13 protein-coding genes are annotated in these 15058 nt (G+C 50.4%); 4 read left to right on the forward strand and 9 right to left on the reverse strand.

What is annotated here, in order from left to right:
• A partial coding sequence (locus tag D515_RS19550) for an Hpt domain-containing protein (protein WP_239643999.1) occupies positions 1–880 on the forward strand: 880 nt, incomplete at its 5' end.
• A 73-nt stretch (positions 881–953) separates the two neighbouring features.
• Here D515_RS19550 and pta read toward each other — a convergent pair.
• Both pta and D515_RS19560 read right to left on the reverse strand, forming a co-directional pair.
• Complete coding sequence (pta, locus tag D515_RS19555; protein WP_039850370.1) at positions 954–3101, reverse strand: phosphate acetyltransferase; 2148 nt, start codon at positions 3099–3101, stop codon at positions 954–956.
• 159 nt (positions 3102–3260) lie between these two features.
• Positions 3261–4457, reverse strand: coding sequence for an acetate kinase (locus tag D515_RS19560; RefSeq protein ID WP_002540979.1), 1197 nt, complete (start codon positions 4455–4457; stop codon positions 3261–3263).
• Positions 4458–5066: 609 nt separating this feature from the next.
• Between D515_RS19560 and yfbV the strand changes: the two genes are divergently transcribed.
• Complete coding sequence (yfbV, locus tag D515_RS19565; RefSeq protein ID WP_039850371.1) at positions 5067–5516, forward strand: terminus macrodomain insulation protein YfbV; 450 nt, start codon at positions 5067–5069, stop codon at positions 5514–5516.
• Positions 5517–5570: 54 nt separating this feature from the next.
• On the opposite strand, the gene D515_RS19570 is transcribed toward yfbV, so the two are convergent.
• From D515_RS19570 to D515_RS19580, 3 genes are all read right to left on the reverse strand, one after another.
• The gene (locus D515_RS19570; RefSeq protein WP_002540982.1) at positions 5571–6326 is read right to left on the reverse strand and encodes a hypothetical protein; all 756 of its coding nucleotides are present in this window, start codon (positions 6324–6326) and stop codon (positions 5571–5573) included.
• Positions 6323–8068, reverse strand: coding sequence for a trypsin-like peptidase domain-containing protein (locus tag D515_RS19575; RefSeq protein WP_002540983.1), 1746 nt, complete (start codon positions 8066–8068; stop codon positions 6323–6325). Before D515_RS19575 ends, D515_RS19570 begins: the two co-directional genes overlap by 4 nt.
• 212 nt (positions 8069–8280) lie before the next feature.
• Positions 8281–9243 (reverse strand): ChaN family lipoprotein, encoded by a 963-nt coding sequence (locus D515_RS19580; RefSeq protein WP_002540985.1) that lies wholly within the window; start codon positions 9241–9243, stop codon positions 8281–8283.
• 137 nt (positions 9244–9380) lie between these two features.
• On the opposite strand from D515_RS19580, the gene D515_RS19585 reads away from it, so the two are divergent.
• Complete coding sequence (locus tag D515_RS19585) at positions 9381–10094, forward strand: SDR family NAD(P)-dependent oxidoreductase (RefSeq protein ID WP_002540986.1); 714 nt, start codon at positions 9381–9383, stop codon at positions 10092–10094.
• 34 nt (positions 10095–10128) lie between these two features.
• Here the strand turns inward: D515_RS19585 and rlmA are convergent, their stop codons facing one another.
• Complete coding sequence (gene rlmA / locus D515_RS19590; protein WP_002540987.1) at positions 10129–10944, reverse strand: 23S rRNA (guanine(745)-N(1))-methyltransferase; 816 nt, start codon at positions 10942–10944, stop codon at positions 10129–10131.
• A 221-nt stretch (positions 10945–11165) separates the two neighbouring features.
• Here rlmA and D515_RS19595 point away from each other — a divergent pair, with 221 nt between their 5' ends.
• Positions 11166–11471: a hypothetical protein gene (locus tag D515_RS19595; protein ID WP_039850372.1), complete on the forward strand. Its 306-nt coding sequence runs from the start codon at positions 11166–11168 to the stop codon at positions 11469–11471.
• Positions 11472–11585: 114 nt separating this feature from the next.
• Here D515_RS19595 and speB read toward each other — a convergent pair whose 3' ends face one another.
• The 3 genes from speB to D515_RS19610 all read right to left on the reverse strand — a co-directional run bounded on the left by speB (position 11586) and on the right by D515_RS19610 (position 14782).
• Positions 11586–12509 carry an agmatinase gene (speB, locus tag D515_RS19600; RefSeq protein ID WP_002540988.1) on the reverse strand — a complete coding sequence of 308 codons (924 nt, stop codon included), beginning with the start codon at positions 12507–12509 and terminating at the stop codon, positions 11586–11588.
• A 50-nt stretch (positions 12510–12559) separates the two neighbouring features.
• Complete coding sequence (speA, locus tag D515_RS19605) at positions 12560–14479, reverse strand: biosynthetic arginine decarboxylase (protein WP_002540989.1); 1920 nt, start codon at positions 14477–14479, stop codon at positions 12560–12562.
• Between the two features lie 111 nt (positions 14480–14590).
• Entirely contained in the window at positions 14591–14782 is a 192-nt protein-coding gene (locus tag D515_RS19610; RefSeq protein ID WP_002540990.1) for a hypothetical protein, read from the reverse strand.
• Between the last annotated feature and the right edge of the window lie 276 nt (positions 14783–15058).

Consider the following 15058-nt stretch of genomic DNA (forward strand, 5'->3'; position numbering starts at 1 on the left):
AGAACCAGAACCAGAACCAGAACCAGAACCAGAACCAGAACCAGAACCAGAACCAGAACCAGAGCCAGAGCCAGAGCCAGAGCCGGAAAAAGCCGAAGACACCACGGAAATAGCTGAAGAGGTGGAAGAAGCAGATAGTGAAGCGACGACGGAAGTGGTTGATACCGTTGCCGAAACACCAGAACCCAAAGGGGAGTCAACCGTTGATGCGGAAGCTGAGGACGCTGAAAGGACCCGAAGGAGAGTAAACATGGAATACGACGATACAATGTTTGATCTGATGGTTGATAACGTGCCCGGCATCAATCTTGGTGAGGGGGTGCAACGACTGGGTGGCAACAAAGCCAAGTACCTCAAAATCCTGTCGCTGTTCCTGACTTCCCAAAAAGCAGCGATGGATCAATTACTATCAGATGCTGACAACAGTGAGAAAGCGATACTGGCCCACTCGTGTAAAGGGGCGGGGAGTAATATTGGCGCGGATGAAATCGCTAAGATAGCTTCCGGACTTGAGGATAAATATAACTCGGGCGAAGCCGTCACTGAAGCGGATGTGAATGAACTGAAAAACCTGATCACAGCTGCTATCGATAAATTTGATGAAATTGCTTTAAGCTCAGCGTCAGTGGAAGCAGAGCCAGTTGTCCAAGAAGAAATTAAGCCATTGGATGCGTATCTGATTGAACAAATCAATGCTTTGCAGACAAGTCTGCAAGAGTTTGATATTGGCGTGCAGGATAAGCTGTCTTCGCTGTCAAAAGACCTTCCGCAATGGTTCAACCAACTTGAGGAATTTAAGCGTTTGCAGGAATCAGTGAATCAGTTTGATTTCCTGACGGCAGAAGAACACCTCAAGGCGCTGAAGAAGAAAACTGGATAACCCCAGTTGCTCCAAAATGAACATAAAAAAGCCGACGCAATAGCGTCGGCTTTTCTTCTAGAAGTCAGAGAGCTTATTCAGCTGCTGCTTCTGCATCTTCCGCTTGTTTTGCCTGAATCGCAGTCAGTGCAACGGTGTAAACGATGTCGTCTACCAGTGCACCACGAGACAGGTCGTTAACAGGCTTACGCATACCTTGCAGCATTGGACCGATTGAAACCAGATCCGCTGAACGCTGTACCGCTTTGTAAGTGGTGTTACCGGTGTTCAGGTCTGGGAATACGAATACGGTCGCTTTACCTGCTACTGGAGAGTTTGGCGCTTTAGAAGCTGCCACGTTTTCCATGATAGCGGCGTCGTACTGCAGAGGACCGTCGATCATCAGATCAGGACGTTTCTGCTGAGCAATCAGCGTTGCTTCACGTACTTTCTCAACGTCTGCACCCTGACCAGAAGTACCGGTAGAGTAAGAGATCATTGCTACGCGAGGCTCGATGCCGAATGCCGCTGCAGAATCTGCAGACTGGATAGCGATTTCAGCCAGTTGCTCTGCGTTTGGATCTGGGTTGATCGCACAGTCACCGTAAACCAGAACCTGGTCAGGCAGCAGCATGAAGAACACAGAAGACACCAGAGACGCGCTTGGCGCAGTCTTGATGATTTGCAGCGGTGGACGGATGGTGTTTGCTGTGGTGTGAACCGCACCAGATACCAGACCGTGTACTTCGTTCGCTTCCAACATCATAGTACCCAGTACCACGGTGTCTTCCAGTTGCTCACGCGCTACAACTTCGGTCATGCCTTTGTTCTTACGCAGCTCAACCAGACGCGCAACGTATTGCTCACGCACTGCTTCAGGATCGATGATGGTGACGCCAGCACCCAGAACCACGCCTTGCTGATCTGCAACACGCTTGATTTCTTCTGGGTTACCCAGCAGCACACATTCCGCAATCTTACGCTCAGCACAGATAGCTGCCGCTTTAACGGTGCGTGGCTCGTCGCCTTCTGGCAGAACGATACGCTTAGCCGCTTTACGAGCCAGCTCAGTCAGCTGGTAACGGAATGCTGGTGGGCTCAGACGACGTGCACGTGCAGCGCCTTCAGACAGAGACTCAATCCAGTTGCCGTCAACGTGTGCTGCAACGTGGTTTTGAACGAACTCTACGCGCTCTTTATCGTCAGCTGGAACTTCCAGGCTGAAGCTTTGCAGGTTCAGAGACGTCTGCCAGGTGTTACCCGCAGTGGTGAACACTGGCAGGCCAGCTTGGAATGCGCGCTCGCACAGACCGTTCAACTGTTCTGGGATGCTGTAGCCGCCAGTCAGCAGCAGGGCACCGATTTCCAGACCATTCATCGCAGCCAGACACGCTGCAACGATAACGTCAGGACGGTCAGCAGAAGTCACCAGCAGAGAGCCTGCGCGGAAGTGTTCAACCATGTTAGGGATTGAACGCGCACAGAAAGTGATGCTCTTGATACGACGGGTGTTGATTTCACCTTCGTTGATGATTTCAGCATTCAGGTGCTTCGCCAGATCGCTCGCACGTGTTGCAATCAGATCGATGCTCCAAGGCACACAACCCAGAACGCGGATTGGGCTGGAGTTGAAGATCTCCATCACTTCAACATTGCTGCCTTTCGCCGCATTGTTGTCGTCGAAGATGTCAGACAGATCAGGACGGGTACGGCCTTGCTCATCAACCGGTGCGCCGTGTTTGTTGATCACAACGCCTGCGATGTTTGAGTTCTTGCTACCACCGAAGTTAGATACTGCAACTTCAATGCGCTCTTTCAGTTGCGCTGGGTTGTCAGTACCTGGAGTGGTGATGAACACGATTTCCGCATCCAGCGTTTTCGCGATTTCGTAGTTAACCTGGTTCGCGAAAGGATGGTTACGGGTAGGTACCAGACCTTCAATCAGCGCCACTTCTGCTTCTGCAGTCGCTTCTTTAAAGCGGGCGATGATTTCTTCCATCAGCACGTCAGTCTGATCGGTACGGATCAGCGCTTCAGCGTTTGCCATGGTCAGCGGCTCTGCCACTTTCATGTCGCTGTTTGCTTCGATGATGGTTGTTGTCAGGTCAGGCTGGTTATCGCCATGGCGAGGCTGGGCGATAGGCTTGAAAAATGAGACGCGAAGGCCCTTTTGTTCCATCGCACGCAGTACGCCCAGGCTAACGCTGGTCAGACCGACACCTGTGCCGATTGGAATGAGCATAATAGTACGGGACACGCTTGATTCCTCTTTACTATGTAGGGAGCAAAACCCACAGACGCGGGTTTTGTTAATAATTCAGTTTGGCAGACAGTCAGATAACTTTGCCAAATTGAAACGGCTGACCACATTGATCAGCCGCATGTTTGCATCAAATGGCGTTTAGATTTCAGCCAGACGTGCAGTGTCTTGTGCGATAACCAGCTCTTCGTTGGTAGAGATAACCATTGCTGGAACACGGCTGCTATCAGTAGTGATAACGCCTTCGCCGCCGAAGCGAGCTTTAAGGTTGCGCTCTTGGTCAACTTCAACACCCAGCAGAGCCAGACGGTTCAGAACCAGCTCACGGATTGGGCCAGAGTTCTCACCGATACCGCCAGTGAACACGATCGCGTCCAGACGGCCGTCCAGGCATGCAGTGTAGCTAGCAACGTATTTCGCCAGACGGTGACAGAACACGTCCATTGCGCGAGTTGCTTCTTCTTTCGCACCGTAGTTGTCTTCAACGAAACGGCAGTCAGAAGTCACTTCGGTCAGACCCATCAGGCCAGACTCTTTGGTCAGCATGCTGTTGATTTGCTCAACGCTGTAACCCAGTGCGTCGTGCAGGTGGAAGATGATTGCTGGGTCCAGGTCACCAGAACGGGTACCCATTACCAGACCTTCAAGCGGAGTCATACCCATAGAAGTGTCTACAGATTTACCGTTCTTGATTGCACACACAGATGCGCCGTTACCCAGGTGACAGTTGATGATGTTCAGTTCTTCAACTGGCTTATCAAGCTGTGCCGCTGCTTCTTGAGCGATGAAGTAGTGAGAAGTACCGTGCATGCCGTAACGACGGATACCGTGCTCTTTGTACAGCTTGTATGGCAGTGCGTACAGGAACGCTTCTTCAGGCATAGTCTGGTGGAACGCAGTGTCGAATACCGCTACGTTTTTCAGGGTAGGGAATGCTGCTTTCGCTGCTTCGATACCTACCAGGTGCGCAGGGTTGTGCAGAGGTGCGAAGCTAGAAGCGTCCTCGATACCTTTCAGTACTGAATCACAGATCAGTGCAGACTTAGTGAACTGCTCGCCGCCGTGAACAACACGGTGACCGATTGCGCCCAGGTTTTCAGCCAGTTCTGGTTTAGAAGCCAGAATGGTTTCAACGATGAAGCTCAGTGCTTCTTTGTGTGCAGCACCTTCGCCCAGTTGAGCTTCGTGTTTGCCGTCCAATTTCCACTTAATGCGTGCTTCTGGCAGGTGCAGACATTCTGCCAGACCTGACAGGTGCTCATCACCTGATTGTGCGTCGATGATTGCAAATTTCAGCGAAGAGCTGCCGCAGTTAAGAACAAGAACCAGCTTAGACATTTGAGACTACCTATTCGTGTAAAGTAGATGGTGTTTACTAATCGGAGAAGGATAGTTGATTAACGTCACACTAACCGTCCCAGAAAAACTTTTAGCAAAATTTGTCGCGGAATAGATACATCGCTCATCAGTCCTTTGATAGATACCCACCGCATCGCGCCCATCCTGTTTTGCGTCACATGACTGTCCAATTCGGTTTTCCGTCACATCAGTGATTGATGTTCCAAGAATTCACGTATTGGACCTTGTGACTCAACAAGGTTTGAGCTTTGAGGTGTGACTGCTTCATTTTCTGAAACAGTTTTTTGCCACACCGGTCAACATATCCGGGTACGCAACGAAAAACGCCAGACAGATTGTCCTACAGGCCCACCATCTTTGGTGATTTGTTGCGCTGCCGGTCATCCATTTGGCGTTTCAGTGGTTGCGAGATAATCAAATCCGAGCAACAATTGATTTAGGTCGGCTAAGTCTAGCGATACTTGCGCCAGATAACAAAAATTTTTGAGTCTTAATTGATTTGAATTAATGTTTATCAACTTTGTTTTAAAGATTGCAGCAAGTTTTTAGCCGATGATACAGAGACATCGCTTGAGAGGTATGCGCCATATGAGTAATAAATCAATGTGGAACGCGTTCCGTGATGGTCAGAAGTACATGACGGAATGGCCGGTTCGAAAAGAGCTGGCACCGATGTTCCCGGAAAACCGAGTAATCCGTGCAACCCAGTTTGCGATTAAAGTGATGCCTGCTGTTGCCGTCATCAGTGTGTTGATGCAAATGGCCTTCAATAACTACTCAGGTTTGCCGCAAGCCATGATCATGGCTTTGTTTGCACTGAGTTTGCCGCTACAAGGTATGTGGTGGCTTGGGAAACGTCGCGAAACACAACTGCCTCCTGCGCTGGCGGGTTGGTATCGCGAATTGCATGAGAAGATTGTCAGTGAAGGTGGGGCCGTGCAGCCTATGAAAAGCCGCCCACGTTACAAAGAGCTGGCTCAAACCCTGAACCGTGCATTTAAACAGCTTGATAAGTCCTCGCTGGAACGCTGGTTCTAACTTTGCCCGAAAGAAAAAAAACGCCTCGGCTTGTGCTGGGGCGTTTTTGTTTGCTTAGTTGGCATCCAATCGCGTGAAAGCCTGCTCGCTCGCGCTGATAAGCGCGGCTTCGTCAGCTATCCAACCTACGCCGTTTCGGGTGAGAAGGTGATAAACACCATCCGGCATTTGAAAAATACCTTCAATGCCATCTTGGGTCTTTGTCAGGTTGCCAGCAGGTTGGCCATTGTTATCAACGAATACCCAGTTGGTGGCGCCATGTTTCCAATATTCCTGTTGCGTGACGATTACCTGCTGACGGCTTTCTCCCAACTTGGGCAAGGTAAAGCGTTGCCCAACCTCCAGTGTTTCAAGTAAGGACTCATCAAACTCGATGAAGTGCTCTTCACTGAGCGACACGACTGCCCCATAGTTTTCAAACACAGACTTTGCAGAAGATAAAGGTTGCCAAAGGGTTATCTCAGCATCAAAAAACACCGGGATGATATCTTCTTTTTGCGCTTGTTCGTCGCTGCTGCTTGTTGGTGGAAGGGTCGCGACATCTGCCAAATATTCATCCACAGTGTCAGATTCTGGGGCCATGGTGTGAATGTTGGCTGCTTCATTGCTTTGTGTTGAAGAGGCAGCAGCAGATACGGTCGGCTCTGCTTTGTCTGCTGGTATCGAAACACGTGAAGAGTCGAGGACAGAGGCCCCCGAGTCTTCAACGATCATTGCGACACTTTCATCAGACGCGGCAGGCTCAAGCAGCCTGATAGCGAAGAAAATCAGGGTTCCAGCCAGTGCCAGATAAATCAGTGACGTTTTCACTGAGCACCTTTCTCTACGTCAAGCTTGAAGGTCAGCAGCTTATTAAAGTCTGAGTGCCAACCGCGTGCGCGGATGTTAAACAAAGTTTCATAGTCACCCGCTGGAAGTGCGGAGTTGTCTTCTGGATGGTAAGAGACCCGTAACTGCCCGTAGTTTGCGCCATTGGAGCAGTAAACACCGTTGTTCATTACGCTCCAGCCACAGCCAACATAACGGGATGCGCGCAGGACGATAGTCGCAGACTCTTTGGTGGTTTTGTTGACGACGGGAACTTGCAATGACGACCATGTGTTGAACTGTCCACTCCAAACCCTGCCGCTTGCGTCGCTTTGAACATTACCTTCAGGCAAGTAATAGACCGAGCCGTTGACTGTGCTGTCATAGCGAATAGTCGTCGCTGCAGAAGAAGCGGTGACTGTGCCTTCCAACGTTGAATGACTACCGACAAGGATATTGGCTTTCAGTGCAATGTCAGCGCTGTAGCTGTGATCATGCCAGCCTTTTGCTGTGAGAGAGAAATCGCCTTGATACAAGCCAGCAGGTGCAGCAGCGTTGTCGTTGGCATCAAACCAAACTTTTAACCCGCCCTTGGTTGCATCCGGTGAACAGTAAACGCCATTGTTAATTTCACCCCAGCCACACCAAGTCTGACGTTGTGCGCGGAGTTTGATGTTGTGGGTGTGACCGGTTGTTTGGTTCACCATAGGTACGGAAAGTGCCGAGAAGCCACTTGGGTAAACCCATTTGCGGGAAGTGGGGCCAGAAACGTTGTTCCCCGCCAGATAATAAACGGTGCCATTAACCCGTGCTTCTACGTCATTCAGGGTCACGTTTTCGTCTTCAGTCAACGTACGGGTACGCGTGACTGTGTTTATTTCAGGGTATGTTTCTTTCATCCAAGCCTGGTAGGGGGCAACACGGCCATGGCCCGACTGACGGCCATTCCATCCCGCCCACCATGAAGTGACCCCCACACCGACAAACTGGCCTTCACGCCATTGCCAAGTGGTGGAACCGCTATCACCTGGTGCACCAAACGCCCAAGCCTCTTCTGTGTTGGCTGGATTTCTAAGACAGCCACCAACATCGCGTGAAATATGCCCTAAACCATACGCTCGGCCGCTGGATACTGTTCCAAGACTAGGTGTACCTTGAATACCGTAACCTGAAAGCGTCATGGGTTTGCCCACGTATTGATTGAAATCTGGCGCGTCAGCAATGACAGGTTGAGGAACTGCACCACCCTGAGCATTGATCGGAGAAGTAAGGAGGGGAGCTTTGACAATCGCGATGTCAGAGTGACAGCCGGTATACCCGATAAAGTGGGTCGTCGCAGTGCCAGAGGCGATAAGTCGGCCATCCCCTGTGCGGAAAGAAACATTCTGTCCGGTATAAACAGATTCCTGATCTTTGTTATCTCCCTGCACACAGTGAGCGGCGGTGAGGATGACGGCTTTGTCTCCCTCATTACCCAGCCAGGTGGCAGTGCAAAGCGCATCGCCTGCAATGATGCGGCCCACTGCATCGAATCTTTGTTCACGCGAGATTTGGTTTAAATGGTCGTAAACTTTTCTGACCGTAGCTTGATCGTTTGAGAGTGAACCACCAAGTTCAATGAACTTGGCGTCACTGATACCAACAGCGAAAGCCTGAGAGGAAAGGGTCGCCGCGCCGAGTGAGAAAAAGAGCGCCTTAGATGTGCTAGTGCCTACTGTTTCTATTAGTTTTTTCTTGATAAACATTATATTGCCTTGAGTGTCCCTATATTAATCAAGGCAATATTGGACGCAGCGAATCCACTTCGTATATTGAATAAAGTATGAAGTGTTTAGCTTCTAACTCGTGGTCATGTTTTCACAATACGTACGTGTAAAACTGGCCTTCAATGAAGCGAGTGTTATGAAATTGAGGCAGGCAGGTGATGTCGAATGATTCAGTAACACAAGAAACTGACCTATTCGCAGTCAATATCTTTCCCTGAATAGCTGTGTCGCATCTCTTTCATCGCCGCATTCATTTCATCGTCAGAGAGCCACTGAGGTGGCAGCGGATTGACCACTAATCGGAAATCTTTTACCTCTTTCCCGAGAGGCTGTTCCTCAGACTGAGGTGAAACAATAGCTACCTTCAACTCTGGATTTCTGGCGGTAATACGCGCCGCAATACCAAGTCCATTTTCAACGTGGAACGCACCGGCGATATGCATGACTTTGTCATTTGGGTGTTCGGCCAGATAGTTCACAATGCTCTCGGCCATGGTGTCGTCCCACGCCAATTGCGCCAGATATTGATTCCCGGTTTTTGTTTCATTCCCGTGGAACATGGCCGCGAAAAATTTCTCTTTGTAAGGCGACTCTCCATCACTGAGCGTCTCTGCCACCAAACCACGTTTTTCCTGTGGTAGACGGTCGAGATAGGCTTTGCCCTCTCTGCCAATACAACGGACGATTTCAATCGGGGCGTTGGACGCTATCACCGGCACAGAATGGGCTTTTGCGTATTCCACCAATGGGCGATAACTACCTTCATAGTTTGACCATTTACTGGTTTTGCTAAGGAGACTGTTTTCACCGAATTTGCCCGCGAGGTATTCATCAAGCACGGCCTGATCATTTCGCGTGAACTGCTCCATGGAGAGCGCCACATCTGGGTATGCTGAATTCAACATTGCGAGGAGTTGAGCTTGAAAGAGATGAACACCGGAGTGGGTGTGCCATTCACCAACCAAAATGACATCAGCGTCTTTGACCTCTTTAGAGAAAGCTTCCAGTGTCAGTGGGGCGTGATCAGCTGTGGTGAGTTGATAATCGTAGAGAGAAACTGAACGCGGCTCGGATGACAATCCATGCAATTGTTGGCTGCATCCAGCAAGCAAGCTGCAGAGTAGCCATGTACCTATTGATTTCTTCACCGTCATCGCTTTCCCGCCCGATTAAATTACACCTAAAACTCAAGACTTTAATTCTAGTTCCAAGTCAGCTCAACCGAGCAGCAGAATTTTCTGCAGCGACTAGAGTTTCAGGCGGGAAAAGTTTTTTAGCAGGAGAGTAGTGAGTGCAAAAGCGTGTTTGGGTAACGGGTGGTAGTCGTGGCATTGGTTTCGCGTTGGCACAGCACTTTGTGGAAGATGGATACAAGGTATTGGTGATTGCCAAAAACGAGAACAGTTTGGATAGCGCGAGACAGCGGATTGAAAGCCAGAATCCTGAAACTGATTTGGTATCCGTACAGTTAGATTTCTCTGATGTTAACGCGGTGGATAGCAAAGTGCAGAAACTGCTTCAAGAGTTCGGCGCTCCGGACATTCTCATCAGCAACGCGGGTATCTTGGCATTTGGGAACACGTCTGCCTCCGCATCGACCATTCATGATGTCTTTATGGTGAATGTGGTGTCATCGCTGGTTTTCACCAACAAGGTGGCAGAGGCCATGAAAGAAAAAGGTGCTGGGAGGATTTTCATCTTAGGATCAACCGCAGGGATGACGCCCGTCAGCAAACTGGGTGTGTATTCAGCATCCAAGGCAGCAGTGGTGAGTTATAGCCAGAGTTTGTATGAAGAGATGCTTCCGCATGGTGTGGATGTAACCTGCTTATGCCCAAGTGTGGTGGATACAGACATGACGGACGATGGGCGGATAGACAAGATGCTGAAAATACAGCAGGAAGACATTGTGAAAGCAGTGGACTACATCATGTCATTGTCGCCGGGTTGCGCGGTGCCACTACAGAAAATTGCCTGTAAGGTGATAGATTTAGAAAACCTATAAAAAAGCCAGCACTGTTGCTGGCCTACCATTCGAATTAAGACGTTTTGCGATACACACGGAGCGTGAAATCAGCTTCACAGTCAAACTGCTCTGCGTCTTTGAGGATTTGCCATAGGCTTTCCGGTGCGCGCCAAGCGAAGGGTGTCATTTGCAACAAGGTCGTCGCATCAGCGCTGTTCAGCGTCATTGGGTAAGCGACGGTTTGCTCGGTTTCCAGTTTAAAGTCCGGCAAATCTTCCACGGGCACATCGTGAAGACGCACTTCGTCGTAAATACCTGCTTTCAGTTGATAAAGATGACGTGGCCCCGGTGTGACTGTCACCACGACGCCATTGTCTTTCACGGCACGTTCGAGCTCCTCGCCATTGCATGGCGCATAGATGCGCACCACGGCATCCAGTTGTTTATCCGCAAAAGGCAGGCGCTGGCTGGAAGCCACGAGAAAATCTACATTCGGGTAGCGTTTGGCACCATAGCGAACCATTACTTTGGAAATGTCGAGACCAAACACCTTGGTGCCCGCCAGTTGATCCGCAAAGTAGCTGGTGTAATAGCCTTCACCACAACCGATATCCAAAAGCTCCGCACTGTCTTTTCCAGCAAGCAGTGAGGTGAGCAATTCACTGACTGCATCTCGCATTGGCTGGTAATGACCACCATCCAGAAACTGGCGGCGAGCCTGCATCATCTCTTTGTTGTCACCCGGATCTTTTGAACGCTTATGCTGCACAGGGAGCAGGTTCACATAGCCTTCTTTCGCCAGATCGAACTGGTGATTGTTGGCGCATTTGTACGTGCGGTCATGAAGGTTCAGCGGCTCTTGGCACAGCGGACAAAGATAAGATGACATAGCGAAGTTTCGGCAAGGATGAATGAGCGGCAAGGATACGGCGTGGGGGCGATAGCATCAAGGGAAGTAGTAAGAATAGAAGGATATTAATTGAGGATTTCGTTAGTTCGGAAACTTAATTAGGAAGGACACTAAATCGAGTCTGATTCTTGATCTAATTATCTTCTAATAAGGAGATTTTAGGTATGATGATATAATCTTTTGGAATCAGCATATTAACTATGAAAAAAATCGTAGCAATCTTACTGCTTATGCTCCCTCACTTCTCGACTAGTGCAAGTGTTACATATGGGGCAGGAAATGCGAGTTGTGGTACATGGCTTAAACATAGCGAAGAAGGTGGTAGTGATTATGCCTTCAATGTGTCATGGATCCTCGGGTATTTGAGTGCTTTACAAGTAAGCTATGAACTAGAAGAAGTGGATGTAAATTCAATCAAAATTTTTCTTGATAAGTACTGCTATGAAAACCCATTTGATTCGATTTCTGAGGCGACGCACAAACTAACACTAGAGTTAATCATTTAACTAAGGCACTCGCGTTAGCGGTGGCTTTGTATTCTTTGGATGCTCCTTGAAACCTTGCATGAAGAAACACCCGCCGAAGCGGGTGTTTTTTAATCTTTAAATCATCAAGCGCGATTACTTCTTGCGGCGATTCGCCGCCCAAACATACAGCAGGTCAGTTGCGATCGTCGCTGCCGCCAGAGAGGTCAGGTCTGCGTGGTCGTAGGCGGGTGCCACCTCTACCACATCCATACCAATCAGGTTGATGCCTTGCAGTGAACGAATTACTTTCAGGATCTTGTCAGTGCTCAGACCGCCGCAAACCGGAGTGCCTGTACCCGGCGCGTAAGCCGGATCCAGACAGTCGATGTCGAAGGTCAGGTAAACCGGACGGTCACCAACGCGGGTTTTGATCGCTTCTACGATTTGCTCAACAGACCAATCGTTTGCCGTCGCTGCATCGACCACCTGGAAGCCTAGCTCATCGCTATGCTCAGTGCGGATGCCAATCTGGATAGACGCATGTGGGTCAATCAGACCTTCTTTTGGTGCGGTGTAGAACATGGTGCCATGGTCGAACTCGCTGCCTTGATCGTAGGTGTCGGTGTGGGCATCAAAGTGAACCAGTGCCATTTCACCGAACTGCTTTGCGTGGGCGCGCAGCAGTGGCAGGGTCACGAAGTGGTCGCCGCCAAACGTCAGCAGGGTTTTGCCTTCTGCCAGCAGGCTAGTGGCGTGTGCTTCCAGACGCTCACTCATGTTGCGTGCATCGCCACAATCAAACACCAAATCACCACAGTCAGCGATTTTGATTTCTTTGGTCAGGGAGAAATCCCAAGGCCATTTTTTGCTTTCCCAAGCCAAATTGGTAGATGCCTGACGAATCGCGCCTGGGCCCATTCGCGCACCAGAGCGGCCTGTGGTCGCCATATCAAAAGGAACACCTGTGATCACCACGTCAGCGTCGCAACCTTGTGGGTTAAACACCAGTGGCTGGCGCAGGAAACCGAACGCGTTGGCGTACAGGGAGTAGTCTGGGTAATTGGCCAATGTTGCCATTGATAAATCCTTGAAAAAGAGGCTGCCCGCGATGCAGGCAGCCGAAATCATTAACGGTTGTGGTGAATGTCTTCGAGGTAGGTATATCCTTTCAGACCTTCAGAAAGCTCAGACAGAATTGCGTCTTGCTCCTGCTCTGGCAGGGTTTTGACCATTTCTTCGTATTGGCTCAGGAACTCGTCCGCTTCCAAGTGCACGTAACGCAGCACATCACCCACAGTGTCGCCGTGGTGGATAGATTCAATCTCGTAGCCGCCATCTTTATTGCAGCGAACAACGGCAGAATCGGTATCACCGAACAGGTTGTGCATGTCGCCCAGAATTTCCTGATACGCACCCACAAGGAAGAAACCAATGCGGTAAGGCGATTCGTCGCTCCAGGTCGGTACAGCGAGTGTACTTTCGATGCCTTGGCCTTCTACGTATTGCTCAACGGCACCGTCAGAGTCACAGGTAATATCCAGCAGCACTGCGCGGCTTTCCGGCTCTTTATCCAGCTTCGACAGCGGCAGAATAGGGAACACCTGCTCAATACCCCATGCATCCGGCAGAGACTGGAACAGGGAGAAGTTCACGAAGAACTTGTCTGCCAAGCGGCTGTTCAGCTCATCCAGTACCGGGCGGTGTGCGCGGTTCTTGTGGGACATCTTGCAAGACAGCTCGTAACAAATACGCAGGCTGATTTGTTCTGCCCAAGCGCGCTCAGCAAAGTTCACCAAGCCCATGGCGAACTGCATGTGTACTTCTGCCAGATCGTTCTGGTTGTCGTGGTAAATCTCAACCAGTGAACGCTGGTCAGTCGACTGGCTCAGGTCTTTGAATGAGCGCCACATGTTATGAAGGATCTGCGAAGCATCTTCTGCAGGCGCAAACACTTCCTCGCGCTGGTAGCTTTCAACGCCCATCACGTCAGTGATAAGCACAGCGTGATGCGCAGTCAGGTTACGGCCAGACTCAGAGATAATGCGCGGCATCTTGATGTCGAATGCCTTACACACATCACCGATGGTGTAGACGACATTGTTGGCGTACTCGCGCTGGCTGTAGTTCATGGAACAACTGCTTTGGCTACGTGTGCCTTCGTAGTCGATTGCCAGACCACCGCCCACGTCCAGCGTGGTGATGCCTGCACCCATTTGGTAGAGCTCAGCAAAAACACGCGCTGCTTCGTTCACACCTGAGCGTACGTCGCGGATGTTGGCGATTTGCGAGCCCAGATGGAAGTGCAGCAGTTGCAGTGAATCCAGCATGTCGTTTTCACGCAGGCGATCCATTACCGTCATACACTGAGAAGCTGACAGACCGAATTTCGACTTCTCGCCGCCGCTTGCCTGCCATTTACCTTTGCCTTGAGACGCCAGACGTGCACGCAGACCCAGACGTGGTTTTACGCCCAGCGCTTTGGCTTCTGCCAGCACGGTATCCAGCTCGGAGAGCTTCTCCAACACGATGTACACTTCGTGGCCCAGCTTTTCGCCTATCAGTGCCAGACGGATGTATTCGCGGTCTTTGTAGCCGTTACACACGATCACAGAGCTTGCCTGACGCGCCATGGCCAGCACTGCCATCAGCTCAGGCTTACTGCCCGCTTCCAGTCCCAGTTGACGTTCCTGGCTGGCATATTGGCTTTTCAGGATTTCGCCAACCACTTCTTTTTGCTGGTTCACTTTAATCGGGTAAACCAGCAGGTACTCGCCTTCATAGCCGTAGTCAGCAATGGCATCGTTGAAGTGGGTGCACAGGCTGTCTACGCGGTGGTGCAAGATCTCCGGGAAACGCACCAGCACAGGCAAAGAAGCGCCTTTGGCAATCAGTTCATCAGCCAGCGTTGAAAGCGCGATGTTGTTGTCCGGTTGTTGGGTATCCGGACGGGCAACCACCTCGCCTTGTGAATTAATATCGAAGTAACCCTGACCCCAGTAAGGCGTGTTGTAGACATCGCGGGCGTCATTGATAGACCAATCACTCATGTTCGTTCCTCAGTGGTGATTGGGTACAGGAAACGCCGCTGACGGCAGATAATAGGTGGCCGTCACCGGTGCTGTGTACCAGATAAAAATAATGGGTAACGCTGGCAGACCTTACTCAGGCATCTGAAGCGACAGTTCAAAAAGCACGGTTTCCGCGCTCCGTGTTCGCTTTAACGATGCCCGTTTCCTGCGCACATGGGTCGACAGGTTCTGGGGTTTGTTTTGCGGGTGGATGTTAGCTGCGGTGTCGCAAAGAGTACTCAGGCCTTCAGCCTGAACAGCGTGGTTTGCGATAGATTTCATTGCCATTCCTAAAAAGGCCGCGCTTACTGCTGCACGGTATGACAGAGAAAACGGCTCGTCTGCGTGGAAACTGCAACTTGAGGTTGTTCCAGCACATTGCAAATCAGAGGTTTGATTTGCTCGACCTAGCCCGTATACACCTCGACGGCATCATCAAAACCGGTTGGGTGCGTGGCGATTAGACAACCGATTTAGTTTGGGCGCAAATAAATTAATTTGTCACTGACAATCAAAATTACTTGTCGAACCATCTGTCAATGTTGTACCGGATAAGTT

It is taken from the genome of Grimontia indica (genome assembly GCF_000333895.2).
GTDB classification, from domain to species: Bacteria; Pseudomonadota; Gammaproteobacteria; order Enterobacterales; family Vibrionaceae; genus Enterovibrio; species Enterovibrio indicus.

Coding starts and splice junctions, on each gene's coding strand:
- D515_RS19560 (WP_002540979.1), bottom strand. CDS start 4,457: ATGTCTAAGCTGGTTCTTGTTCTTAACTGCGGCAGCTCTTCGCTGAAA.
- D515_RS19575 (WP_002540983.1), bottom strand. CDS start 8,068: ATGTTTATCAAGAAAAAACTAATAGAAACAGTAGGCACTAGCACATCT.
- speB (WP_002540988.1), bottom strand. CDS start 12,509: ATGGCAACATTGGCCAATTACCCAGACTACTCCCTGTACGCCAACGCG.
- rlmA (WP_002540987.1), bottom strand. CDS start 10,944: ATGTCATCTTATCTTTGTCCGCTGTGCCAAGAGCCGCTGAACCTTCAT.
- D515_RS19595 (WP_039850372.1), top strand. CDS start 11,166: ATGAAAAAAATCGTAGCAATCTTACTGCTTATGCTCCCTCACTTCTCG.
- D515_RS19610 (WP_002540990.1), bottom strand. CDS start 14,782: ATGAAATCTATCGCAAACCACGCTGTTCAGGCTGAAGGCCTGAGTACT.
- pta (WP_039850370.1), bottom strand. CDS start 3,101: ATGCTCATTCCAATCGGCACAGGTGTCGGTCTGACCAGCGTTAGCCTG.
- speA (WP_002540989.1), bottom strand. CDS start 14,479: ATGAGTGATTGGTCTATCAATGACGCCCGCGATGTCTACAACACGCCT.
- yfbV (WP_039850371.1), top strand. CDS start 5,067: ATGAGTAATAAATCAATGTGGAACGCGTTCCGTGATGGTCAGAAGTAC.
- D515_RS19580 (WP_002540985.1), bottom strand. CDS start 9,243: ATGACGGTGAAGAAATCAATAGGTACATGGCTACTCTGCAGCTTGCTT.